Source organism: Flavobacteriales bacterium (genome assembly GCA_020635855.1).
Lineage (GTDB): Bacteria > Bacteroidota > Bacteroidia > JACJYZ01 > JACJYZ01 > JACJYZ01.
The window spans coordinates 529,839-553,741 of the sequence record JACJYZ010000002.1 but is presented as its reverse complement, the minus strand read 5'-3'; the positions used below and the strand labels follow the sequence as shown (position 1 = coordinate 553,741).

The following is a 23,903-nucleotide window of genomic DNA, read 5'->3' as shown; positions in this document are numbered from 1 at the left end:
TTCAAAGTTAGTGCAAATATGACATGCAGAATGCAGGAAACAAAAAAGCCCGCATCAAAATTGCGGGCTTTTCAATCCGGTGAAGAACCGGCTTATTTTGTAACCAGGAGTTTGCTGGAGTGCTGCTGGCCATTCACCTGGAGGTTCACCAGGTAAGCACCAGCCGACAGTTCCTGGCCCTGGAATGTGATCTGATGTTCGCCTGCGCGTACATGTGCGGCATCACGTTTCCATACAACATGTCCGGCCAGGTCATACACCGCCACCTGAACCAATGCAGGCTCATCCAGTGTAAAGCGGATGTTGCCTACGCCTTCCCGCATGGGGTTGGGGAACAGTTGGAGATCGCTCACATTCACCTGTTCCAGCTTGGGAACGGAAGTGAGTGTAGACGAACGCCAGGCACCACGACCGTGTGTGGCAATGTACACACGGGAAGAGAATGCACCGCTCTGATCGCGATCCTGCATGCGTACCATGAATACAGGTACACGACCCAGGTCATTGTTTTGTTCGGTCCAGCTGGCACCACCGTCATCGGTAGAGTATACACCGTAATCGGTACCGATGATGATGCGGTTGCTGTTGAAGCGATCGATGGCTGCATCGTACACCGGCATCTTGGGCAGGTTACCCTGAATGGAAGTGAAGGATGCCGTTGTCAATGCATTGGTGGACTCATAAATGTAAGGGTTGGTTGACCCGTAGCCACCCAGTGTCACCACCACGTGGTTGCCATCTCCGTGGTTGATACCGATACCTGTTACGGGCTGGGAGAAGGTTTTAACCACCTTGGATACCACCTTGAGAGAATCTCCGGACACATCACCACGGTCGAAAGTACGGGCTTGCCCGATGCTATCAATGCGATACAACGAACCGAAGGAAGTACCTACGAAGAGGTGATCGCCATCATCGGTGAACTCCATGCTCAGCACATCTCCCCCATCAATGGTGGCGATGTTGTACCAACTAGGTGTGGTTGAGAAGTTAAGTGCATCGCGTGTGATCCAGATACCGCCTCCGGTACCTTTCGTAGCATCCCGGATGCCGAGGGCCACGGCGAAGCAATCATCATACTTATTACCAGGAACAGTGGGATCACCCCAGAATCCTTCCCAAATGCGGAAAATAGAAACAAACGGGCCATAGCCATTGGTACCTGGTGTTCCCAAGGCGGTCATTCGTGTTTCGTAGAAGCTGGCGAATGCACCCCCTTTGGTGGCGGCTGCGGAACGAGTCACATTTCCGTATTGAGAACCGGCAAACATGGCATTCGGCAAGCTGGCTGCAAAATCTGTATACACACCATCACCACCGTACAAATCCGCACCGGACTTCAGGCTGTTCAGTCCGGGGATCAGGGTTTGGGTATTTATCAGCGTGGTACCGTTATCCTGCGCACCACCGGCTACGTGCTCTCCGGAGAGTTGGTATGCAACCGAATAGTATTGGGTAACGGAATATCCCTTGTTCATCGCCTTGAAAGTGGAGGCTCCGTCGGTGGATTTGAAGATACCGCCATCGCAACCGATGTACAGGGTGCTGCCGTTGTTGGGATCAAAACGGAATTCGTGCTTATCTGCGTGTACGTAATACGGGTTGTAAGGGCTTTTGAATTCGCTGCCTATCTGCACCCATCCGGTGCCTTCTTCCCATGTCCATAACTCAACCCCGCCAAGGATCACCTTGTTCTTATCATTGGGGAATACGGCCAGGGCGTTGTCGTAACCTGCCTGTCCGTTATAAGGCTCGAAGAAATCATTGCTACCTACGCTGCCGTTGTTGTCGATCACGATGGAATTGAAGGTATTTCCTTTATCGGTGGAGCGATAGACATTGTACAACACACCGGAAGAGGTCCCTGCAGCAGCATATACATAATTGGGATCTGATGGGGCCACTGCCAGCTCGATGCGTCCGATACCGGTGGGCAAACCCGAACCGCTTGTCATCAGGTTGGTAAATGTGTTGTCGTTTCCGCTGGTAGATTTGTGAACAATACCTCCTACCACGGCGAACACGGTTCCATCGGAAGTCACTTCCACATCGGATGAGGATTTGGTATCGGCGGTGGTGGAACTACCGATATAGATGGGGTTGAACCAGTTGGTACCACCATCGTCGGTTACGCGAAGACCGCGGTTGGTAGCGGCATAGATGCGGTTGGAATTGCTGGGGTCAGCAGCAAGACGGTTCACAGATGCCCAATCAACGCTGTTGCTGTTGGGAGCCGGAACGGTGGAACTGATCAATGTAAAGGATGAGCCGCCGTCGGTGGATTTATAAACACCACCGCCGACAATACCGCCGGTTCCTTGTCCGGAATTATAATACATGCCTTCTCCGGTACCCACATATATGTCGCCATTGGCAGCCTGTATAATGGAAGCCACAGCCAGGTTGGTGGCCACATCTGGGTGTTGTTGCCATGAACCGCCACCGGAAGTGGAATACCACAAACCGCCGCTCACGGAACCCGCATAAACTTTGCTGCTGTTGTTCTTATCAACCAGGATGGCACGCGTACGTCCACCGACGTTGTCAGGCCCAAGTTCTTCCCATTGCAAGTCAAGTGAATTGGTTTTCTGCAACGAAGAGAAAGCCTGCACTTCCTGCCTGGCCCTGAGCATGGCCTGGTTATCAAACTGTCCGGTTGCTGGGTTACCGCGAAGGATGCGATAGTGTTCGAGGGCACCGTGGATGTCGCTCCGAAGATGTTGCTCACTTCTTGGGATATACTGACGTGCTCCGTCATGCGATTGCACGTTAACCCAAGCCAGGCCTCCACCTATCATGGCCAGCGCTGCAAAGCTGAATAATGCTTTTGACTTCATAGCGGAATTACTTGATTCAGAAAAATGATAAAACTCTTGTTTGAAATGATGACCGATGCGGGAGGTAAAAGTAAAAATTAATTTCCAATTACAAAGCATTCCAGCGCTGGAATGCGGTGCATTTCAACCTGATTCGGGAATCATGACCGATCCGGCTTCCGGGTTTACCGACAGAGAGGAGGGGAACAGAAGGGTCTTGCGATGGACCCTTTCAAAACCAAAATCAACCCTGTAGCACATGCTACAGGGTTGGCTATGTTAAAAGATATGCTTTTCAGCATGGTAGGATGAACGAACGAGAGGGCCGCTTTCCACAAACCGGAACCCACGCTTCAATCCTTCCTCTTCATATTGCTTGAATACTTCCGGCTTCACAAACTCCACAATGGGGAGATGTTTTTTGGTCGGTTGCAGGTACTGACCAACAGTCAACACATCACAACCCACGGCCCGGAGATCATCCATTGTTTCCAGGACTTCATCAAAAGATTCTCCCAGGCCAACCATCACACCCGACTTGGTTTTCATGCCGGCATCCTTCAACCGCTTCAATACTTCAAGGCTTCGGTCGTACCGTGCCTGGATGCGCACCTGGCGTGTGAGCCGCCTGACGGTTTCAAGGTTGTGTGAAACGATTTCCGGGGCCACATCAATGATGCGCTGTAGATTGTCCCACTTGCCCTGGAAGTCGGGGATCAATGTTTCCATGGTGGTACCCGGAGATACCTCCCGCACTTTCTTGATGGTCTCCGCCCAGATGATGGAACCGCCGTCGGGCAAATCATCCCGGTCGACAGAGGTGATCACACAATGCTTTACTCGCATGCGCAGCACACTGTCGGCGATTTTTGAAGGCTCATTTTCATCCACACGACCCGGACGACCGGTGGCAACCGCACAAAACCCGCAGGACCGTGTGCATACATTTCCCAGGATCATAAAGGTAGCCGTGCCGGCTCCCCAGCACTCGCCCATGTTCGGACAGTTACCGCTTTCACAAATGGTATGCAGCTTGTGTTCATCCACCAACCTGCGCACCTTCGCATATTCAGGCCCTGTGGGAAGTTTCACCCGAAGCCAGGAAGGCTTGCGGGGCATTTGATTCTCGTTTCTCGGGGTGTTTTCCTGGAGCACTTCGGTCTCCGGGGTCTTACCATTTTCCACCATACAGCAAACTCACGTAAAAAGTAAAAAAGTAATTTCTGGCCGGCTGGAAGGCCATGATGGCCACATCCTTCATGTAGGCATCCAATGCCACACCCACTTCGATCACCTTCACATCTTCCTGTAAGGTTCCGTATTCAAAGGCGAGACCGGTTTTGGCATAAAGCCCGGGATGCAGGGCCAGTTCGGACAACCCTTTGGTGAAGGGCGCTCTTCCGTAAATGTTATTGAGAAAATGTTGGGTGGGATCGTAACGCATCGGAACCACGCGCAATGGCTCGTTGATCAGATCCGGCTGTTGAATGATTTCCAAGTAAATGGGTTTGGCGAAACACAGGCTTGCCCCACCGTAGGTCAACCAGCGAAGCTCTATCCCATCAAGGCCGTCTTTGCTGGTGATCTCTCGTTGATATCCGGCTCCCAACCGGAGGATCGACACTGAATTCAACTTGCCGTAGAAATAAGATTTGGCGTTTTCGTTGTAGGTGTTGATGGTCTTCTTTTCCTTGGGGTGCTTCATGCCCACATACTCTGCTTCCAGCAACCGCTTCTTGGTAGCGGTGATATGCCATCCACGCTTGTAGGTGAGGCCCCATCCCTGCGAATGAAACAGAACGCCTCCCATCATCTCGTTGCGGTACAATGCAGTAGCCGCATCCGTTCCGACTTCTTGTCCGAACACGGAACCGACCACAAACACCATGGCGAGCGTTATGAGGCTGACTTTAGGCATAGACGCAATAAAAGTGTACGAAGAGGAACCAAACAAAGATACGAATTCAGAGGTAAAACTATGTTTTCCCGCCGGTGATTCCAATTCCCTTTCACCGGGAACGCAAAGATACGGGGATTTATGCAGCGGTTTCTTTTGTACTTTTGGCGCATGGCAACCATCGAAACCAGCTATCTGGGCGAATTGCGCACGGAAGCTACCCATCTGAAATCAGGAATCCGGATCATCACGGATGCTCCTACAGACAATGAAGGAAAAGGCGAGGCCTTCTCTCCCACCGATTTGCTTGCTGCTTCACTGGGAAGTTGCATGATGACCCTGATGGGAATACGTTCAAGAAAAAAAGGGATTCATTTCAGCGAATGCCGGATGGACATCACCAAGATCATGGCCGCCAATCCCCGAAGGGTATCTGAAATACACATTGTGATCGACCTGTCAGGCCAACATTTCACCGACGAAGAAAAATCGGAACTGGAAGATGCCGCATTGAACTGCCCGGTGGCATTGAGCATCCACCCGAACATACGGCAACAGGTGGAGTTTAAGTATGCAAACTGAATCCGAATGATACCTGCATCCGGTATCTTCCCGGAATACTTACGCTTGTTTTTCTACCTGAACCTTCTCTGCCTTGCCGTAAGCCGGACACTTTTCGTGGGCTTTGCAAGCGCTTAAAACGGTTCCTACAAACAACACGGCTGCTACAATGGTGATGACTTTTCTCATTGCTGTCTTATCTTGTTTTTTACCTGGATGATCACAAACTTCAACTTGTACGCGTTCATCCCCAAATGGTTCGTGATTACCTCCCAACCTCGACAAAAATAAACTTTTATGGTCTTTATCCAAATATAGTGCCGCATATTTAAAATGTGTACTTTCAAACTCCAACCGAGTTCGATTCAGCCATGCAAACCTCACTTTTCAATCCCACCGAAGCACAACCGGGTCCCGCCCCTCAGCTTGAACCCGGCTGGCTTCAGTATCTGAACCAGGAGTTCCGGAAGGACTACTTCCTCCAACTGAAAAACTTCCTCCTGGAAGAAAAGCAGAAACACACCGTGTACCCGCCCGGTGCCGAGATTTTTAATGCTTTCAACCTGACACCATTTGATCAGGTGAAGGCTGTGATCATCGGTCAGGATCCCTACCATGGGCAAGGACAGGCGAACGGCTTATGCTTTTCAGTGGCGCCCGGCATTCGGGTTCCGCCATCACTCGTAAACATCTTCAAGGAAATCCGTGATGACATAGGCTGCCCCATTCCATCCAACGGCGATCTGCGCCCATGGGCCGAACAGGGCGTGCTGCTGCTCAATGCCACCCTGACCGTGCGTGCATCGTCTGCGGGTTCCCACCAGAACCGGGGATGGGAAACTTTCACCGACGAGGTGATCCGAACACTTTCAGCGTGCAAAAACAATTTGGTATTTCTGCTTTGGGGACGTTTCGCCCAGGCCAAAAGTACACTGATTGATACAGGCAAGCACCACATCCTGAAAGCAGCACACCCTTCTCCTTTTGCAGCTGCCAATGGCTTTTTCGGATGTAAACATTTTTCCAAGACCAACGAAATCCTTCGCGCTTCAGGTCAAAAAGAGATCGATTGGTGCCTACCCTGACCCCATGCGTTCGCACCGGATCCTGATATCATGTTGGGTGGCCTGGCTCCTGGTGATCCTCCAGGTACCTTCCGTGCATGCACAGAAAGCCCCTTCCGGTATCCTGTGGATCGGTGACCCGCCCACGGAGTTTTCGATACCGGATTCATGGAATCCGCAGGATACAAATCTTTTTGCCACCCGTGTGCTTTCTTGGCTTCATAACCAGGGTTACCTGCTCGCCGAACAACACCCCCTGCCAAAAGACGCAAAAGCTTCCGTTGCCATAAACGCCGGCCCCCTGTTCACCTGGACCTACCTGAAACCAGGCAATACCTCCCCCGTCGCCCTACGCAATGCAGGTTTCCGGGAACACCGCTACCGTGATCATCCGCTGCATTACCAGGAAGTGGTAAAGTTGCGGGAACGTATCGTCCAATGGTATGAAGGGAACGGCTATCCCTTTGCCTCGGTAAGGCTGGACAGTTTGGAGGTTACCGGCCAAACAGTGCATGCCTCGCTGTATACAGACCCGGGGCAGGTATGCCGGTGGGACAGCCTCATCATCAAAAGCAATGATCGCATTTCACCCAGGTTGTTGCAAAATCAGATCGGGTTTGGCAAAAATGACTTGTACAGTGAATCGATGTTTGCGCAGGTCGACAAAAAACTGAAGGCACTTCCTTACCTGAATATCACCAGGCAGGCTGAAGTGGTATTTATCGATGGAAAGGCACGGTTGTATGTATATCCACAGGAAAAACAAGCAAGCCGTTTCGACGGTATCGTCGGACTGCTGCAGGATGACAAGACGGGAAAGGTCTACCTCACGGGTGACATCAAGCTGCAATTGCAAAACACCCTGCATCATGGTGAATCACTCAAACTGTCGTGGCAACAGGTGAGGGCCGGTACCCAGCGACTGCGCACCGAAGCCAGTTACCCGTTCCTTTTCCAAACACCTTTCGGTATTCAGGGGGCACTGGACCTCTACAAGAAAGACTCTACCTTTCTCGATGTAAAACAACGATTGGGTTTTGCATATGCGATCAACTCCACCAGCAGGCTTCACGGATTCATTGAACGTAAGAACACATCCACCCTGCAAAACAAGGGCAGCACAGCAACACAATTTGCAAACATACACTCACTTCTGAACGGGCTGGGGTTTGTTTCCACCAACGTTCCCATGCAAACCGCTCCTTTGCACGGCTATTTCATTGAAGCGGAGGCGGGACTTGGAAACCGCCGGGCAACCATTCCCTCCGGCGCTGAAACATCCGCTTACCCGGATATCAAAGGTTCATCGTTGCAGGCCGAATTCAGGTTGATTGCCGGTGTGTATGTGCCGGTGGCGAAAAGGCATGTGCTCTATGGTGCGCTGCAAAGCGGATCCAAAACCGGATCGGAAGCATTGTTCAGGAATGAACTGTTGCGCATAGGAGGGTTCAGGTCGCTGCGCGGCTTCGACGAAGAATCGGTTTGGGTAAGCACCTATGTCATCCTCACCGGTGAATACCGGCTGATGCTGGAAGAAAATTCTTACCTGTATGTATTCCTGGACCGCTCGTTCTATGAAGCACGCATGACCGACCGGTATCTGAAAGACGACCCGTACGGATTCGGTGCCGGCATGTCGTTTGATACGAAAGCAGGTATCTTTACCATTGGTTACGCATTGGGCAAGCAATTGCAAAACCCCATCCTGTTTCGCAACGGACGTATCCATTTCGGTCTGGTTAATATCTTTTAAGTATGTACACTTTGCTCTTCTCCGCACACTTGCTCTTGCAGTTGCTCTTGCTTCCCACAACAGCAACCCTGCCGCAAGACAGCAATCCAGGCCTGATCCACGCCGCAGATTCAGCCTTCAATAAACGATACGGCCACACACCCGAATCGTACGTCATTGTTTCAATCCGCACCCAACAACTCTATGTGATCAGGAACCACGCAATCCACGTTCAATATCCCATCTCTTCCTCGAAGTTCGGAACCGGAAGCAAAAAAAACAGCAACCAAACACCACTTGGATTTCATGTGGTAAAAGAAAAGTTCGGCGAGGATATACCTCTTTACGGAATTCTTAAATCCCGGATGTACACCGGCAGGCAGGCAGAGATCATTCACGAAGCCAGGTCGGTGAATACCGATGATGTCACCACACGCATCCTTTGGCTGTCCGGAGAAGACAAAGGCGTAAACCTGGGAGGAGAAGTGGATTCGCATGAACGGTTCATCTATATTCATGGCACCCCGGAGGAAGGGCTGATCGGACAACCCGCATCACACGGCTGCATCCGTATGCTGAATAAAGACGTGATCCGTGTATATGACGACATACCGGTGGGAACAAAGGTCTGGATCACCAACCAATAACCCATCAACCATTAACCATCAACCATTAACCACTCCCCCGGTTCCATAAAATTTGGTAATTTTCAACCATGGAATTCCTCTATCTTCTGGCAGGACTCGTTCTCGGCGCTGTGATCGCCCGGCTGTACTTACGAAACACACGGCAGGAAAGCAGTGCAGATCAGGCTCAGCTGGAAGAAAGGGCACGACTGTCGCGCCAGGAAGCAGATCAAACGAGGCAGGAACTGAACACCGCCAGGGAACGAATCGAACATCTCACAGCAGAACGTGCCAAATGGGAAGCTCACCATGAAGCCACCGAACAGAAGCTGAAGGAACACAAGGAAGAAATGGAGAAGCTCCGGGAAAAAATGACCCAGGAGTTTGAACTGGTGGCGGGGCGCATCCTGAAACAAAACACCGAGAATTTCCAGGAATCCAGCCAGAAGAAGATGACCGACATCCTGGACCCGCTGAAGGAAAAACTGAAAGACTTCGAACAAAAGGTGGACACGGTGCACAAGGAAAGCATCCGGCAGAACTCCACGTTGGCGGAACAGATCAACGGCCTGAAAAACCTCAACGAGCAAATGGGAAAGGAAGCCATGAACCTTGCCAATGCTTTGAAGGGTGATTCCAAAACCCAGGGCGACTGGGGGGAAGTGCAATTGGAAATGATCCTGGAAAAGGCCGGACTGGTGAAAGACACGCACTATACCACGCAAAGCACCTACCGCGACGAAGAAGGCAAACTGAAAAAGCCGGATTTCATCATCAACCTGCCTGAGAACAAACACATGGTGATCGATGCCAAAGTCTCGCTGGTTGCCTATGAGAGATACCATAACGACGAGGGTGACGACAGGGAAACCCATCTGAAGAACCACATCCTCTCCATCCGGAACCACATCAAGGAACTGGGAGAAAAAAACTACCAGAGCTTGTATCACATCAACACACCCGACTACGTATTGATGTACATCCCCATTGAACCTGCACTTACCCTGGCACTGAGGCACGACAACAAGCTGTATGACGATGCACTGAGCCGGAGGATCGTGCTCGTGACCAGTTCCACACTGCTTGCCACCATGCGCACCGTGCACTTCATCTGGAAACAGGAAAACCTGACCCGCAATGTATTGGAGATCGCACGACAGGGAGGTGCGATGTACGATAAGTTCGTGACCTTTCTGCTGGACCTGGAAAAGATTGAAAAAGCCCTGGTTACCTCGCAGAAGGCTTACCACGATGCCGTTGCAAAAATCAACGGACACGGCGGACTGATGTCACGTATCGAGCACCTTCGTAAGTTGGGTGCCAAAACAACGAAAGACAAATCCATTCCCACCGCCTTCAAACCACAGGTCATCAACGACCCAAACCTGCCGGAAGCATGAAAAAACACCTGACTTTCGCATGCGCTGTTTTGTCGCTGATACTGATCAGCGGATGCAAACTACCCACCCGCATCAGCAGCCAGAACCTGTCTTACATATACAAAACGGAAGATCAATCCATCCACCCCATCTTCACCGTTTTTCATGTCAACGACTCCCTGACCCGGATCCACTACAAACTGAATTCCGCCGAACTCCTTTACAGCAAAAAGAACCACGATCAATACATTGCGAATGTGACGATGCATGCCACGCTGGTGGATGCATATGAATATGAAACGATCAGAGACAGCCTCACCCATCGGATCGAACACCTGGGTAACAATGCCGTTCAACAACTGATCACCGGAACATTCAACGTGCATGCCGTGTCCGGTAAAAACTACCTGCTGGCCATTAAAACCACCGACGTCAACCGGGGCGAATCCGCCTTGTCTTACATTGAGGTCAACAAAGAAAAACAGGCAGGAGCACAATATTACCGTGTGCTGGAATCCCGAAAAAATCTTGACATTCTGAGAAGATACACCGGCAACGACGAGGAGATCACCATTCAGAGCGGCATTCCCAATACCGATAGTTTGTTCGTGCGTTTCTATGATCGCGACTTTCCCCTTCCCGCCCCACCCTTCTCAATCGTGAACCCGAAAGCGTTCAGCTACCGCGCCGACAGCGTTTTCTACCTTCCGCTGAACACTGAGCACAAGCTCACAACCACGCTGCACAAAACAGGTTTTTATCATTTTCAAGCCGACAGCTCCACACAAAACGGCATCACCCTATACTCCTTCGGAGATAACTACCCAAAAGTGGCCAATTCCGAAGGGCTCATCGGTCCGCTCCGGTACCTGACCACCCAACAGGAATACGACCACATGATGGGCGAAGCCAATCCCCGCATGGCAGCGGAAGATTTCTGGAGAGGCAGCGGAGGCAGCGACGAACGCAGTCGCGACCTGATGCACAAATACTATTCACGGGTAGAAAATGCAAACCGCTATTTCACCTCTTACATCGAAGGTTGGAAAACCGACCGGGGTCTGATCTACATCATCTTCGGCCCACCCAATGTGCTGTACAAAACTTCATCCGGCGAGAACTGGATCTATGGGGAAGAACACAACGCCCTGTCGCTGCAATTCACGTTTACCAAAGTTGACAACCCATTTTCAGAAAACGATTTCACCCTGAACCGTTCCCCGATGTACAAGAACAGCTGGTACCGCGCAGTGGACACCTGGCGACAGGGCAGAATTTACTAGCACACACCTTACATGAAATACCCCCAACACAAGCCACAGCAGCGTTTTGAAGGAGAAGAAAAAGACCTGGTATTCGGCATACGCCCGGTGATGGAAGCCCTGCTTGCCGGAAAAGAGATCGACAAACTGTATGTGCAGAAAGGATTAACCGGCGATGGCAGCAAAGAGCTCCTTGCGAAGGCCAACGAGATGGGCATCCATGCGCACCTGGTTCCGAAAGACCGGCTCGACCGGATCACACGCAAGAACCACCAGGGAACGGTGGCATTCGTTTCTCCCATTCGCTTTCAATCGCTGGAGTCGCTGATTCCCATGATTTATGAAAAGGGCGAAACGCCGCTGATTATCTTACTGGATCGCATCACCGACGTACGCAACATGGGCGCGGTGATTCGTACCGCCGCATGCGCCGGTGCCCACGCAGTGGTGTTTCCGGAGAGAGGTGCGGCGAGGATCAGCAATGAAACCGTTCGTACATCAGCAGGCGCTGCTTTTTCCATACCCTTGTGCAGGGTCGGCAGTCTGACCGGCACCGTGCGTTTTCTCAGCGACAGCGGCCTGAAAGTGGTTGCCTGCACCGAAAAGGCAAACGACAGCTTGTTCAAGGTAGATATGAAAGGTCCGGTGGCCATTGTATTGGGCTCCGAAGAAGACGGCATTTCACCTGAAGTCATGAAAGGTACAGAGGCCCAGGGAAAGATTCCCATGACGGGTCCCATATCATCGCTGAATGTTTCTGTTTCCGCCGGCATTGCCCTTTTTGAAGCGGTCCGGCAACGCCTGGCTATCTAACTTTTGAAGCGCCCGGCATAGTCTTCACGCACCGGGTAAAACACGTCCATGATGCGGCAATCGGTCAATGCTTTTCCGAAATGCCTGGCGCCTGATGGGATGACGGCGACATCCCCCACCGTCATGATGCGCGACTCGCCTTCGATCACCAGTTCGAATTTTCCGCGGATAATGGTTGATACCTGTTCGTTGACATGACTGTGTTCCGGAAACGGTGAGCCGGCCTTCACATCGTAGTAGGCAATGGTCATGTTCCGGGTGTGCACAAACTTCACCTTATACCCGGGAATGGTTTCCCACTCTTTCAGCTCGCTGAGGTTCAAAAACGATGTCATGGTATGCAGGGATTATGCTTCCAGTGCGCGGCGGATCAGGCTGGCGAGATGATCATCCAGCTCAAGGCCGAGGGCCATCTCACGCCCCCTTTTGCTTAGCTTGTTCCAGGATTTACGCAAAATATCCATCATCTTTTCATCGGCATATCCTGCAGCGAATCTTGCCGCTTCGAATTCCAGGAAAACAAGGCACAATGCATCCTCCATGGTTTGCACATCCGGGTTGGTGGCCCTGTTTGTTTTCAAGTTGATGGTACGCACCTGACGAATGATATCGTCATCATAACCAACCTCCTTCAAAATTGATTCGGAGCAATCGGCATGATGACGTGCCAGGGTGCTCCTCCATTGCAGGTATCCCTTCCTGTTCATCGGAAAATCGGCACGCGGGATATCCCATCTGCGGATGTGCTGACAATGCGATGCCAGCAGAAGGGCTTCGGAAGCATGCGGATTGAGCTTCCGGATCCATTGCTGCAAACGCTTGGCATGCAGTTGCACATCGCCGTATTCGGCACCATTGAAACTGACCCGGTTGGGATCGGTCGCATTCACGGCATCCATTTGTGCCACTGCGCGATCAAATGCATTCTGGGTTGCGGTCATGGAAATTTGCTTAATTCGCGCTTAAAATTCAGCAACAAGTTGCAATATTCAAAATGAACAGATTGATCTTGCTACACGGTGCGTTGGGAACCGGAAACCAACTGACAGCACTCGCCGGGGCATTGTCGCCCACGCATGAGACCAGCATTCTGACGTTCCACGGGCATGGCAATCAAGCCTCCGATCCAAGCCCTTACAGCATGAAAACCTTCGCCGGTGAGATCGCCGGGCATATACGGGAACTGAACTGGGAACAACCAGCTGTGTTCGGGTACAGCATGGGAGGATATGCCGCATTGTACCTGGCAGCTACCCAACCCGGACTAACCGGGCACATCTTCACTTATGGCACACAGTTTCACTGGACACCGGAGTCGGCCGAGCGGGAATGCGGGATGCTGAATGCAGACAAGATGGAAGCAAAGATCCCCGCTTTCGCTGCACACCTGAAAGAAGAACACGGCGACAATCACTGGAAGGATGTGTTGATGCGTACAGCAGACATGATGCGTGAATTGGGACAAAATCCTCCTTTACAGCAACAGGTATTGAAACAGGTAACCATTCCGGTGGATATCATGCGCGGAAACCAGGACCGGATGGTGGAAGCTGCGCCCTCCGAACAAGTGGCCACCTGGCTATCAAAAGGTTGTTTCAGGGAATGGGATGGATGGGGACATCCGTTGAACACGATTGATCCAAAGGAAATGGCAACCTACATCAACCGCCGAACGGCAGAAATGCAATAAACTCCCGAATGTCAGAACCCTTCGGCCTTATCATCTCCCCTGGGGTCTGCCGCCCCCTCCAGTTTTCCATCCGCACGTACCATAATGCCATCCACCCTTCCGATGGGTTCGCGCACATAAATGTTGTGCCCGCGGGCTTCGAGGGCATGCAACACGTCCCATGAAAAACGACCTTGTTCCACCTGGATCTCATCGGGAATCCATTGGTGATGGAATCGTGGAGTATCTATGGCCTCCTGGAGTGACATACCGAACTCTTCCACATTCAGGAAGGTTTGCATCACCGATGTAATGATGGTGGATCCGCCCGGGGAACCGAGTACCATATGAAGTTTACCTTCTTTAAGAATGATGGTGGGCGTCATGGAACTGAGCATCCGTTTCCCCCCCTTGATGGCATTGGCACGTCCGCCGGTCAACCCGTAAAGGTTGGGCACACCCGGCTTCGAACTGAAGTCATCCATTTCATTGTTGAGCAGGAAACCGCATCCTTTCACAAATATTTTCGAACCGTAAGACGCGTTGAGGGTGGTGGTGACAGCCACCGCATTGCCTTCCTTATCCACAATCGACAGGTGTGTGGTTTGCTCACTTTCCTTGATAAAAACCCCGGCATTGATAGAATCTGAACTTGTAGCAACCGGCTTGATGCTTTTCACCCGCTCTTTCAAGTATATAGGGTCAAGCAATTGCTTCTGGGGTACATCCCAGTAATCCGGATCGCCGAGGTGCACAGCCCTGTCCGCATAAGCCAGTCTTTCCACTTCGGCCAGCATGTGCATGTAGTCAGGACTTTGGAAGCCCATGGAAGTCAGCGGTTGATCTTCAAGCATCGTTAGCATCTGCAGCAATACGATTCCGCCGCTGGACGGGGGTGGCATGGAAATGATCTGACGTCCTTTGTACGCACCGATAACGGGCTGACGCCATACAGACTGGTAGGTATTCAGGTCCACATCCGTCATGATGCCACCGGTTGCATGTATGGTTTGGATGATTTGCTTGGCCGTTTCTCCGGTGTAAAAACCATCACGTCCCTGGTCACGGATGCGTTCCAGGCATTGGGCCAGGTCTTCCTGTTTGAGCAGATCGTCCTTCACCCAGGGCTGATCATGCTTGAAATAGTTGCTTTGGGGATTGCGTACACGGAACAAACTGTCGAGGCTGTTCATCTCATGTGCCTGCATGGCCGTGATGTGGAAACCGTTCCGGGCAATGTCTATGGCAGGTTGGATCACTTCCTGCCAGGAAAGCTTACCATATTTTCTGTGCGACTCTGCCCATCCATCCACCGATCCGGGCACGCCGGATGAAAGTCCGGACCCGAGGCTCAGTTCGGGAATGACATATCCTTGTCCGTCCAGGAACATATCCTCATGCGCTTTCTGGGGTGCCTTCTCACGAAAATCCAATGACTCGGTACGGCCATCGTTCCACCGCAGCACCATGAATCCACCGCCCCCCAGGTTTCCGGCATTCGGGTAGCATACGGCCAATGCTGCCTGAACCGCCACCGCCGCATCCACCGCATTGCCACCTTTCTGCAGGATCTCCCTGCCGATGCGTGCAGCCACAGGATGGGCACATACCACCATGGCATTGTCGGCAACAACACCGTTCAGGTGCAGGTCATATGGACTGATATTTTTTTTATCGGTCTCACCGGAACTACAGGCAACAGCGAAACCGATCAATAAAATCAAGTACTTGCGCATGGTATGGTTTTTGGCCAAATTTTCGCCAAATTACCCGTTTCAGATGAATTTAAAAAGCGCATCAGACATGAAATACGCCCGAAAAGCACTGCGGATGGCTTTTTTGTTGTCGCTATTCACGGCAAGTGGATGGTCCCAGGTTCTGTCACCTGAGGTAGATTCGATCCCGATGAGGGACGGCAAAAAAATCGCCGCGGATGTGTACCTGCCAACGAGCGGGGCCGCGTATCCCGTGATCCTTATCCAAACACCTTACAACCGCCTCTACTACCGGTTGGGTTTGCCGCTGGGCATCAAGAAAGACCTTGCGGGTTCTCCATATGCCTTCGTGATCATTGACTGGAGATGCTTTTACGGCTCGCAGTCGGCCTGCGTGGCACAGCCGAACCGGGGACAAGACGGGTATGATGTGGTCGAATGGATTGCTACCCAAAGCTGGTGCAACGGAAAGATCGGTACGTGGGGTCCTTCGGCGTTGGGCAAAATCCAGTTTCAGACCGCGAAAGAAAATCCCCCTTCCCTGACCTGTGCCGTACCCCTGGTTGCGGGTTCCCAATTCAACTACGATGAGTATTACCCGGGGGGATGTTATCGCACCGAATACGTGGAACAACTGGATGCGCTCGGGTTCGGACTGTCGCCCCTGCTCAAAGCGAACCCGGTAAAGAACCTCACCTGGAGCGTGGCTGAGGCAGCGAACCTCTACCCCGCCTCGATTCATGTTCCCATGCTGATGATCGGAGGATGGTACGACCACAACGTGGAGGTGATGATGGCCCTGTTCGACACGCTGAAAAGCGGAGGTGATGCAGCGATTCATGACCGGCACCGGCTGGTGATGGGACCATGGGCACATGGGGGGTCGGGAACGGCGCAGGTAGGCACCGCTCAGCAGGGAGACCTGGTGTACCAGGCTGCAGCGGGATGGAGCGACTCCCTTGCACTCGCATTTCTGGATTACCACCTGAGGGGGGTCGCCAATGGTTGGGACGCCACCCCGGAGATCCGGTATTTCCAAATGGGAACAGACACATGGCTGGCAGAAAGCCACTGGCCTCCGGCCGGTCAAACACGCACACTGTACCTCCATGACGACGATACGCTGCGCGCCTCAACGCCGGCAAACGGCAATGGCAAATCGTTCCAATACGACCCGCACGACCCATCTCCAACGGTGGGTGGCCCCACACTGAAGCAAGGTCTGCAACAAGGACCGTACGATCAGGCCCCGGTTGTGGAAAACCGTGGAGACAGTTGGGTCTTAAGCACGCCGGTTCTGAATGAAGACCTGGTGATCCACGGACGTGTGATTGCCAACCTGTTCGTATCAAGTGATCGAACGGATACCGACATCTGCCTGCGCCTAACCGATGTATACCCTGACGAAAGATCGATGCTGGTTGCAGACCAGGTATTGCGCATGCGTTTCAGGAACGGGTATACAGTAGCAGATACCATGCTGATGACACCCGGCCAGGTGTATCCTGTGGAGATCGCCTTCCCTAACACCGCCATTACCATTTTGAAAGGGCACCGCCTGCGGTTCATCATTACCTCTGCCAACTACCCCCGGTTCGACCTCAACCTGAACAATGGCGGGCCGATGTATACGGCCGGTGATACCCTGACCGCAACCAACCATATTTATGCGGGAGGCACGTACCCTTCCCATCTTGTGATTCCGTCAGACCCGACCACCGGTATAGGAGTTAAGCCCGTCCGACCCTTGTCACCCCTGCAAATCCACCCCAACCCTTCATCAGAACGGGTTGAGATTTCATGGCCCGCATCCCTGTTGCATGGCAGCGTGGGAAGCATCAGGGTGTACGACCTGGCCGGAAAACTGTGTAAGGAATCTTCATGCACGGGATCGGGCTATATACTGGAGGGAGGATTGACCACAGGTGTATATTGGATCCGGGTGGAAGGTGAAGGAGGAATCATTTACGGAAAACTCATCCGGTACTGATCCAAAAAAAAAGCCCTTTTGCGCGCGCAAAAGGGCTTTAAAGATGGTAAAGAATGCAAAGATCAGATGACTTTCACTTTAACGGCGTTGGGGCCTTTTTTGCCTTCCACCAGTTCAAACTCTACGGCATCTCCTTCCCGGATCTTGTCGATCAGACCGGTGACATGCACAAAGTATTCTTTCTTTGATTCCTCTTCGTTGATGAATCCAAATCCTTTCGATTCATTGAAGAATTTTACTGTTCCTTTTTTCATTTTTTGGTATTGTATTATACCCCAAAGATAAACTTATTTCAATACCAAAGCCTACAAATGTAAAATTGTGCATGAATTAAGTTCATTTGCGACGACTGAAACACCACCGGCCCTGATGAGGATATGCATTTCCAAAGGAATCCGGCCGTATGCCATGAGCGATTCTATCCGTGATCTTATCCGATTGTTATGTACACGAGAAAAAGAGACAGAAAATCATAGCAAATTTCTAATGTAGCCTTCAGGTTGATTTTTCCATGCCCGCATAGATTTGTTGCGGTACATTACACGGAAGGGCATGTTTACAAACCAAGATTCGTACGCATCCGGTCAGGGATGCTGTGGGCATACTGCATACAGTTGGTGCAGAACCACACGCATTGCATTCCCCTTCCCTTCAAGCTTTACCCCCGAGAAGCGGCCTTGGGGTTACGCTCTGAAACCATTGCCGGACCAGGTTACACATCCGGGTGTTCACCCACCGGGATGCCCCATTATGTCGGGCACATGGAGGTCAACTACTTTTGCAACATGCTCCAACAATGATGTGTCAAACCTTCCAAAGGGTGTCTACGTCATCACCACCCGCGACGCAGGGGAGCCCATTTAACTGACCATTCAGAGGCGTGCCTGTTCAGGCAGCGGAGAAACAGCCGGCACTTCACCGGCTGTTTTCTTTTTTATGGTGGATTGCAAAATGGTGCGCCCCATTTGGGGTCGTACATCATCCCATCCATACGCTCTATAAACATTCAATGCCGATGGCATTGGGCGCACGCCTAGGACAATGACAGCTTCCCCGAAAACACCATACAAAAGAAAGAAGAAGGTACAACCTTCGCCTAACGCATCGTCACGATCCCATCAGAGACGTGCCTCTTCCCACAATTCAAACTGATCCGACAACCATACCCGCTCATATCCATCCGGGGCCATCTCGCCGCTTCGGGTAAGCATATATGGCAGTGATTCGCCGGACATATTCAAACTGATATAATGCCTGCGCTGGAAATAAGACATCAGGCTCCATTCCTCGTGAAGGGATTTGGCCAAAATCACTGTTGCCCGAGGTTTCACCACCTCCGCGATGGCATCCACATCACGGATCATCGACTCCGAGCGGGCAAATGTACCTGCCTGAATGATGCACAGCGTCAGCGACGTAGCCAGTAGGGCCAGTGAAAAACCGGTCCATATTTTCGTCGCCCTGGCAGACATGCCATCCAAAAGGACCTTCACCACCGGTGCGGCCAGGAAAGCAAAAGCCATGGCGAAGAAGGGAACAGACGGTACCATGTAAAAGCTGAGTTGTTTCGGACTCACCATGATGGGCAGCGATGCCGACGCTGCCACCAGCAGCCAAAACCTCGCCGTGCGATCCGTTGGTTTTTTTTCCGGCCGGGTGCGCCATCTTCTTCCCACCACCCACCGGAGCACGGCCGTGATCAGCATCATCCCCAGCAGTTCCTGGGCCAGTACGGTAAGGATGTACCATCGTTCCACCACCACTTTCTCACCGGCCAGGCTGCCCACGACCTGTTGAACCAGGTAGCCGGATATGTTGTCGCGTGCCGCAGGCACCAAGCCGAAAAGCAACACAGCCGGCAAAAGGGTGTACACCAACAACAGCATTGAATGACCCATCATCCGACCCAGCGGAAACTTCTGCCTGAACACGATGCCATAACACACATACAGGGCCAGCGGAAACAGCGCCGGGAATCCTTTCGACAGGAAACCCAGCAACATCATCACCCCTGCCAGGAGCATATACAGATGCCGGCGCAGGCCCGACGCATCCAGGGAATTCCATATCATCAGCACCGATGCAAGGGCAAAGGCACCCATGGTATTCTCAAGCATGTTGTTCTGGAAAGACCAGAAGCATTTCGGAACGATGATCCAAAACAAAACGGGAAGCGCGTATAGCTCCCGGAGTTCCAGCGGGGCTGCCTTTCTCCAGAGCTTCACGATCAGCCAGGCGGTAACCAGGGCGCATAGCAGGGAATAGATGCGTTCGATGTAGAACCCGTCGCCCATCAACCTGAACAGAAGAGAATGCAGTCCGAACACCAGTGGCGGATGTTCGTGGAACGATGTCATGAAGCTGGTGGAAAAAGAAGGATTCCAGAAGGTGCCGATGCCGTTGGCCAGGTTGTGCGCAATGGTGCCGTACATCAATCCGTCCATAAAAAGGCCCTGTTGGAATAACATGGGCAGCAACAGGATGCAAAAGACGGCTGCCGTGAACCACCGCAAAGATGCACCCGGATGTTGTTTCAGAAGGTTAGGCATGTTACCGGTTTCTTGGATCTATGTCGCGGTACCGGTTCAGCATCACCCGGAATTTTTCCAGATCCACGGGTTTGAACACGGGGGTTTCGCGCATCGGGTGTTTGGGGAGTCCTTCTTTGGGCCGGGTGGGGCGTTTTTCAAAACCACCGCCGCAGTTGGGGCATACGTTCATCAGCACCTGTTCCACACAATCCTTGCAGAAGGTGCAGTCGTACGTGCATATCATTGCTTCGTTGCTATCATTGGGAAGCTGCTTGTTGCAGTTTTCGCAGGTAGGTCTCAGTTCCATCCTTATATAATTTAGACCTTGTGAAGATATCAAGATCTGCGCATTCACGCGGACAACCCATCGATCTTCTTTTGAAAGAACTATCTCCAAAGTAAAAAAACAGCAACCGGGTGGGTTGCTTTACAAGCGTAGCGGATGCTACATGATATACAGACGAAGGTACAACCTTCGCCTAACTACACCGCTGCCGAAAGTGACAACCTACCAAGCTAGCGCCAATCTTTCCACAATGTGGCTGGCGCGGATTTCAGCGCAAGCCAGCGCTCGGTTAATCCGTGCCTATATCATGACCAATCTTTCAAATGCAAGATCCATCAAAACAGCATCCTTGCAATTCATACTGAACAGAGAAAAGTGTTTGGTACGTTAAGCCCGGTTTGTCCAGCCGATGCTACATGGTTTTTCAGCCGAAGGTACAACCTTCGCCTAACTGTCCAGTATCAGTTCTAAAGTACAAAAACACAAACCGATAATTCAGGGCACGATCACATTCACCGAGGCAGGCTCAATGGCAATGCGGAGGGACCGGCCCATCTCCATCGGCTCACCGTCGTAATGCACCGGACCCGGTTCGCTTCTTTCCACGATGATCTCCGTGCCGCGGGTGGTGTCTACGTAGGCCGACTTGTCCAGTGTTTTATTGAACATGCGGCGACCGATTCCCGGCATGTTCCAGGTTTTGAATGGCTTGATGATGCTTACATCCAGCTTGCCGTCGGTGATGTCGGCTTTGGGTGCGATGTAGGCGTTGTTCCCGTATTGGGCTGCATTGGCGAAGGTCACCAGGAACGCCTTGGTATCGATCTCCTTTCCGTCGACCGAAAGCTTGTAGTCCTGCGGTTTGTAATTCATGAAGCTCGACAGGGTCAGTTTCACGTAGGTGTACAATCCCCTGGCGTGGCTTTCCGCGAAACGTTTCCCGATGAGGGCATCGAAGCCTACCCCGCAGGTACAGAAGAAATCGGTTCCGTTGATGGTGCCGCTATCGATCGTGCTGAGGTTCCAACGACCGATCACCTCCAATGCTTTTTCGGGATGCAGGGGGATGCCGAGGTGGCGTGCAAGCCCGTTCCCGGATCCGAGAGGAATGATGCCGAGGGCCACTTTGCTGCCTTTCACGGCGCTGCCCACCCTGTTGATGGTACCGTCTCCTCCCACGGCGATGGCTGCATCGTAACCGCCTTCCCTGATCTTTTGTATGATCTCCTTCTCCTGTTCGGGCTTTTCCCAATGCATGAATTCATACTGCATGTCGGAGGGAAACCGGGTATTGATCAGGTCGATGACGGGTTTTTTATCTTTTCCGCCCGAAATCGGGTTCACGATGAATGCAACCTTCTTTTTTGCTTTCTCCATAGTAATTGCTTGAAAGTATGTGAGGGAAAGATCAGGCCATTGCCGGTTCCATGACCGCGGCCGCTCTGGCAGCCAGAATCGCGTTCAGTTCTCCCAGTATAATGGATGGCCCGTCCTGCACCCAGTGCCTGAAAGTAGTACTTTGTTTGTATCGCGGCAAATAATCCAGCAGGCGCCCGATCCGGAAGGCATCGTCATAAATGCCGGCGCCCGCTTTGAATGCATCCCGGGCGTTGCAGTATTGTTCGAAATGTCCCTGAACAGGTATCATGAGTGCGGGTTTGCCTAGGTACATGGCTTCGCATACCGACTCAAAGCCGGCGGTACTGACGAGCCCCCTCGCTCCCGCCATCTTCTCCAGGAACTTTTTATCGTCGAGGGAATGGAAGCATAGGGTATTGTCGTATTTCAGCTCACCTTTCACTTGTTTGTCGTCCGTGAAACAATGCAGTTCCACCGACGGGTTTTTCTTGTGCCATTCGATCACATCTTCCGCATAGCCTTTATTCACAAGGTAAACCAGCAGGTAATCGCCATCGCTTGGGGTATAATCGAACAGGGTCTTACGAAGCAGCGGTGGTGTACCCACGATGGATCTTCGATAGTTCGTATTGATGGGATAGAACGACAGCGCGAACTTTTTTACCGCCCCGATGGATGTGAGGTAGGTATACACCTTCAGTGCGGTGATGTTGGCGAAGTTGCGGCTGGGAAATTCGAAGCCGGGATGGTGGTAAATATATTGATGGGCGATACAGGCCATCGGCACTTTCTGGTTGTGGAACAGGTTGAACAAACCCGCCAGCGGGTCATAGAAATTGATGATCATGTCCGGTTCGTGTTCTTTCACCTTCGCATGGATCATTTTCATGCTTTTCGTGTACACCGGCAATCGCATCAGGTTGCGGGTCACGGAAGGAAGGATGCGGATGGATTTACCCTTTTTATCGGTAATAAAGTTCGGGCTTTCAAATGCACTCACAGGTGCCTTTGCCTGTTTGTAAAGGAACTCCGGGATGGTTCGGCTGCTGCTTTGTCCCACCAGGATTTCGCACACTTCGGCGCCCTGATCGATGAGCATGTTCTGCAGGGATATGGCCTGTGTCATGTGGCCTCTTCCTTCGCCCTGCACGATAAACAGAAACTTACTACCTCTGATGTGTGGCATGTTGCGTGGCGGGTTGGTTTTGTGAGGCCTGGATGGTCCTTTGTTTGAAGGCCTTCAGCAAGGCTTTCTGTTGTTTGTGCTCCTGCAGCCAGTCTTCATACAGGATGATCTTCCACTCACCTTTGTCGGTTTCCACCAATGCGGTCAGCGATTCCACCCAATCGCCCGAGTTCAGGTAATGGATGTTACCGATGTGTTTATTGGCCGGATGATGGATATGTCCACAAATGATTCCTTCGCATTTCTTGGCCTTGGCAACTTCCGCCAGTTGTGTTTCAAAATCGGTGATGAATGAAACGGCCGATTTCACCGCCAGTTTGATGCGCTGGGAGAGGGAATAATAGGGCAACCCTTTACGAACGCGGTAGTTGTTGTATTTGCGGTTGAGCCAGAGCAGGAAAGTATATCCGACATCGCCGAGTTTGGCCACCCATTTCAACCGGGTGGTAACGGTATCGAAAATATCTCCGTGCACCACGTAATACCTTTTCCCGAAAGATTCGTGAACGTGGTCTTTGGTGATGGTGAATGAACCGAACCGGAAGGGGATCACCTCATCCAGGAAATCGTCGTGGTTCCCGCGCAGGTAGATGATCTCCGTATCACAGTCGGAAGCTATTTTCATCACCAGCTTGAAAAACCGGGTGTGTTTTTGCTTCCATGCGCCGGACTTGCGCAACTGCCATCCATCGATGATATCACCGTTGAGGATCAGCTTGTCGCACGCATGGTTTTTGAGAAACTTAACGACTTCCTTCGCTTTGGAGCTTCGGATTCCCAGATGCAGGTCTGAGATAACAATGGTTTTGTAGTATGCCTTCAATCTTCAGAGAGGTTTCACAAAGGAACCCTTCTCATGTGATGATTGCGTATCGCCAGTTTTATGAAATCTTCGCTTCCGTATTAAGAATCATAACACATCCGTATCACAACGTGAAAAAGCCTGTGGTCCGGGGCACCGGCGTTTACCTACGGGAATACGGGCATAAATGTAATATGGACGGGATGTGATCCAGG

General features: G+C 51.8%; 22 protein-coding genes. 9 read left to right on the top strand and 13 right to left on the bottom strand.

Annotated features, from left to right (window positions below):
• Positions 1-92: 92 nt before the first annotated feature.
• The 3 genes from H6585_02415 to H6585_02405 form a co-directional block, all read right to left on the bottom strand.
• Positions 93-2,837, bottom strand: coding sequence for a T9SS type A sorting domain-containing protein (locus tag H6585_02415; protein ID MCB9447182.1), 2,745 nt, complete (start codon positions 2,835-2,837; stop codon positions 93-95).
• Between the two features lie 258 nt (positions 2,838-3,095).
• On the bottom strand, positions 3,096-4,004 hold the full coding sequence (gene lipA, locus H6585_02410; GenBank protein MCB9447181.1) for a lipoyl synthase: 909 nt from the start codon (positions 4,002-4,004) through the stop codon (positions 3,096-3,098).
• Positions 3,988-4,734 (bottom strand): hypothetical protein, encoded by a 747-nt coding sequence (locus H6585_02405; protein ID MCB9447180.1) that lies wholly within the window; start codon positions 4,732-4,734, stop codon positions 3,988-3,990. The genes lipA and H6585_02405 overlap by 17 nt, the downstream gene beginning before the upstream one ends.
• A gap of 150 nt (positions 4,735-4,884) precedes the next feature.
• Here H6585_02405 and H6585_02400 point away from each other — a divergent pair, with 150 nt between their 5' ends.
• Positions 4,885-5,295 carry an OsmC family protein gene (locus tag H6585_02400; GenBank protein MCB9447179.1) on the top strand — a complete coding sequence of 137 codons (411 nt, stop codon included), beginning with the start codon at positions 4,885-4,887 and terminating at the stop codon, positions 5,293-5,295.
• Between the two features lie 39 nt (positions 5,296-5,334).
• On the opposite strand, the gene H6585_02395 is transcribed toward H6585_02400, so the two are convergent.
• The gene (locus H6585_02395; GenBank protein MCB9447178.1) at positions 5,335-5,586 is read right to left on the bottom strand and encodes a hypothetical protein; all 252 of its coding nucleotides are present in this window, start codon (positions 5,584-5,586) and stop codon (positions 5,335-5,337) included.
• Between the two features lie 59 nt (positions 5,587-5,645).
• Here H6585_02395 and ung point away from each other — a divergent pair, with 59 nt between their 5' ends.
• The 6 genes from ung to rlmB all read left to right on the top strand — a co-directional run bounded on the left by ung (position 5,646) and on the right by rlmB (position 12,150).
• Positions 5,646-6,359 (top strand): uracil-DNA glycosylase, encoded by a 714-nt coding sequence (gene ung / locus H6585_02390; protein ID MCB9447177.1) that lies wholly within the window; start codon positions 5,646-5,648, stop codon positions 6,357-6,359.
• 4 nt (positions 6,360-6,363) lie between these two features.
• Positions 6,364-8,091, top strand: a complete 1,728-nt coding sequence (locus H6585_02385) for a hypothetical protein (protein ID MCB9447176.1) — start codon at positions 6,364-6,366, stop codon at positions 8,089-8,091.
• A gap of 2 nt (positions 8,092-8,093) precedes the next feature.
• A complete protein-coding gene (locus tag H6585_02380; protein ID MCB9447175.1) occupies positions 8,094-8,717 on the top strand; it encodes a L,D-transpeptidase in 624 nt (207 codons plus the stop codon).
• Positions 8,718-8,785: 68 nt separating this feature from the next.
• Complete coding sequence (gene rmuC / locus H6585_02375; GenBank protein MCB9447174.1) at positions 8,786-10,096, top strand: DNA recombination protein RmuC; 1,311 nt, start codon at positions 8,786-8,788, stop codon at positions 10,094-10,096.
• Positions 10,093-11,358, top strand: a complete 1,266-nt coding sequence (locus H6585_02370) for a GWxTD domain-containing protein (protein ID MCB9447173.1) — start codon at positions 10,093-10,095, stop codon at positions 11,356-11,358. The genes rmuC and H6585_02370 overlap by 4 nt, the downstream gene beginning before the upstream one ends.
• Before the next feature lie 12 nt (positions 11,359-11,370).
• Positions 11,371-12,150, top strand: coding sequence for a 23S rRNA (guanosine(2251)-2'-O)-methyltransferase RlmB (rlmB, locus tag H6585_02365; GenBank protein ID MCB9447172.1), 780 nt, complete (start codon positions 11,371-11,373; stop codon positions 12,148-12,150).
• Here the strand turns inward: rlmB and H6585_02360 are convergent.
• Positions 12,147-12,485: a cupin domain-containing protein gene (locus H6585_02360; protein MCB9447171.1), complete on the bottom strand. Its 339-nt coding sequence runs from the start codon at positions 12,483-12,485 to the stop codon at positions 12,147-12,149. The genes rlmB and H6585_02360 overlap by 4 nt on opposite strands.
• 12 nt (positions 12,486-12,497) lie before the next feature.
• On the bottom strand, positions 12,498-13,091 hold the full coding sequence (locus H6585_02355) for a DUF4202 domain-containing protein (GenBank protein MCB9447170.1): 594 nt from the start codon (positions 13,089-13,091) through the stop codon (positions 12,498-12,500).
• Between the two features lie 53 nt (positions 13,092-13,144).
• On the opposite strand from H6585_02355, the gene H6585_02350 reads away from it, so the two are divergent.
• Entirely contained in the window at positions 13,145-13,840 is a 696-nt protein-coding gene (locus H6585_02350; GenBank protein ID MCB9447169.1) for an alpha/beta hydrolase, read from the top strand.
• An 11-nt stretch (positions 13,841-13,851) separates the two neighbouring features.
• On the opposite strand, the gene ggt is transcribed toward H6585_02350, so the two are convergent.
• Complete coding sequence (gene ggt / locus H6585_02345; GenBank protein ID MCB9447168.1) at positions 13,852-15,435, bottom strand: gamma-glutamyltransferase; 1,584 nt, start codon at positions 15,433-15,435, stop codon at positions 13,852-13,854.
• Positions 15,436-15,622: 187 nt separating this feature from the next.
• Between ggt and H6585_02340 the strand changes: the two genes are divergently transcribed.
• A complete protein-coding gene (locus H6585_02340) occupies positions 15,623-17,524 on the top strand; it encodes a CocE/NonD family hydrolase (GenBank protein ID MCB9447167.1) in 1,902 nt (633 codons plus the stop codon).
• Positions 17,525-17,586: 62 nt separating this feature from the next.
• Here the strand turns inward: H6585_02340 and H6585_02335 are convergent, their stop codons facing one another.
• From H6585_02335 to H6585_02310, 6 genes are all read right to left on the bottom strand, one after another.
• Entirely contained in the window at positions 17,587-17,778 is a 192-nt protein-coding gene (locus H6585_02335; GenBank protein MCB9447166.1) for a cold shock domain-containing protein, read from the bottom strand.
• An 864-nt stretch (positions 17,779-18,642) separates the two neighbouring features.
• Positions 18,643-20,073, bottom strand: a complete 1,431-nt coding sequence (locus H6585_02330) for a glycosyltransferase family 39 protein (GenBank protein MCB9447165.1) — start codon at positions 20,071-20,073, stop codon at positions 18,643-18,645.
• 1 nt (position 20,074) lies between these two features.
• Positions 20,075-20,362: a DUF1272 domain-containing protein gene (locus H6585_02325; protein ID MCB9447164.1), complete on the bottom strand. Its 288-nt coding sequence runs from the start codon at positions 20,360-20,362 to the stop codon at positions 20,075-20,077.
• A 474-nt stretch (positions 20,363-20,836) separates the two neighbouring features.
• Positions 20,837-21,718, bottom strand: coding sequence for a diacylglycerol kinase family lipid kinase (locus H6585_02320; GenBank protein ID MCB9447163.1), 882 nt, complete (start codon positions 21,716-21,718; stop codon positions 20,837-20,839).
• Between the two features lie 31 nt (positions 21,719-21,749).
• Positions 21,750-22,886 carry a glycosyltransferase gene (locus H6585_02315; protein ID MCB9447162.1) on the bottom strand — a complete coding sequence of 379 codons (1,137 nt, stop codon included), beginning with the start codon at positions 22,884-22,886 and terminating at the stop codon, positions 21,750-21,752.
• The gene (locus tag H6585_02310; protein MCB9447161.1) at positions 22,867-23,709 is read right to left on the bottom strand and encodes a UDP-2,3-diacylglucosamine diphosphatase; all 843 of its coding nucleotides are present in this window, start codon (positions 23,707-23,709) and stop codon (positions 22,867-22,869) included. The genes H6585_02315 and H6585_02310 overlap by 20 nt, the downstream gene beginning before the upstream one ends.
• Between the last annotated feature and the right edge of the window lie 194 nt (positions 23,710-23,903).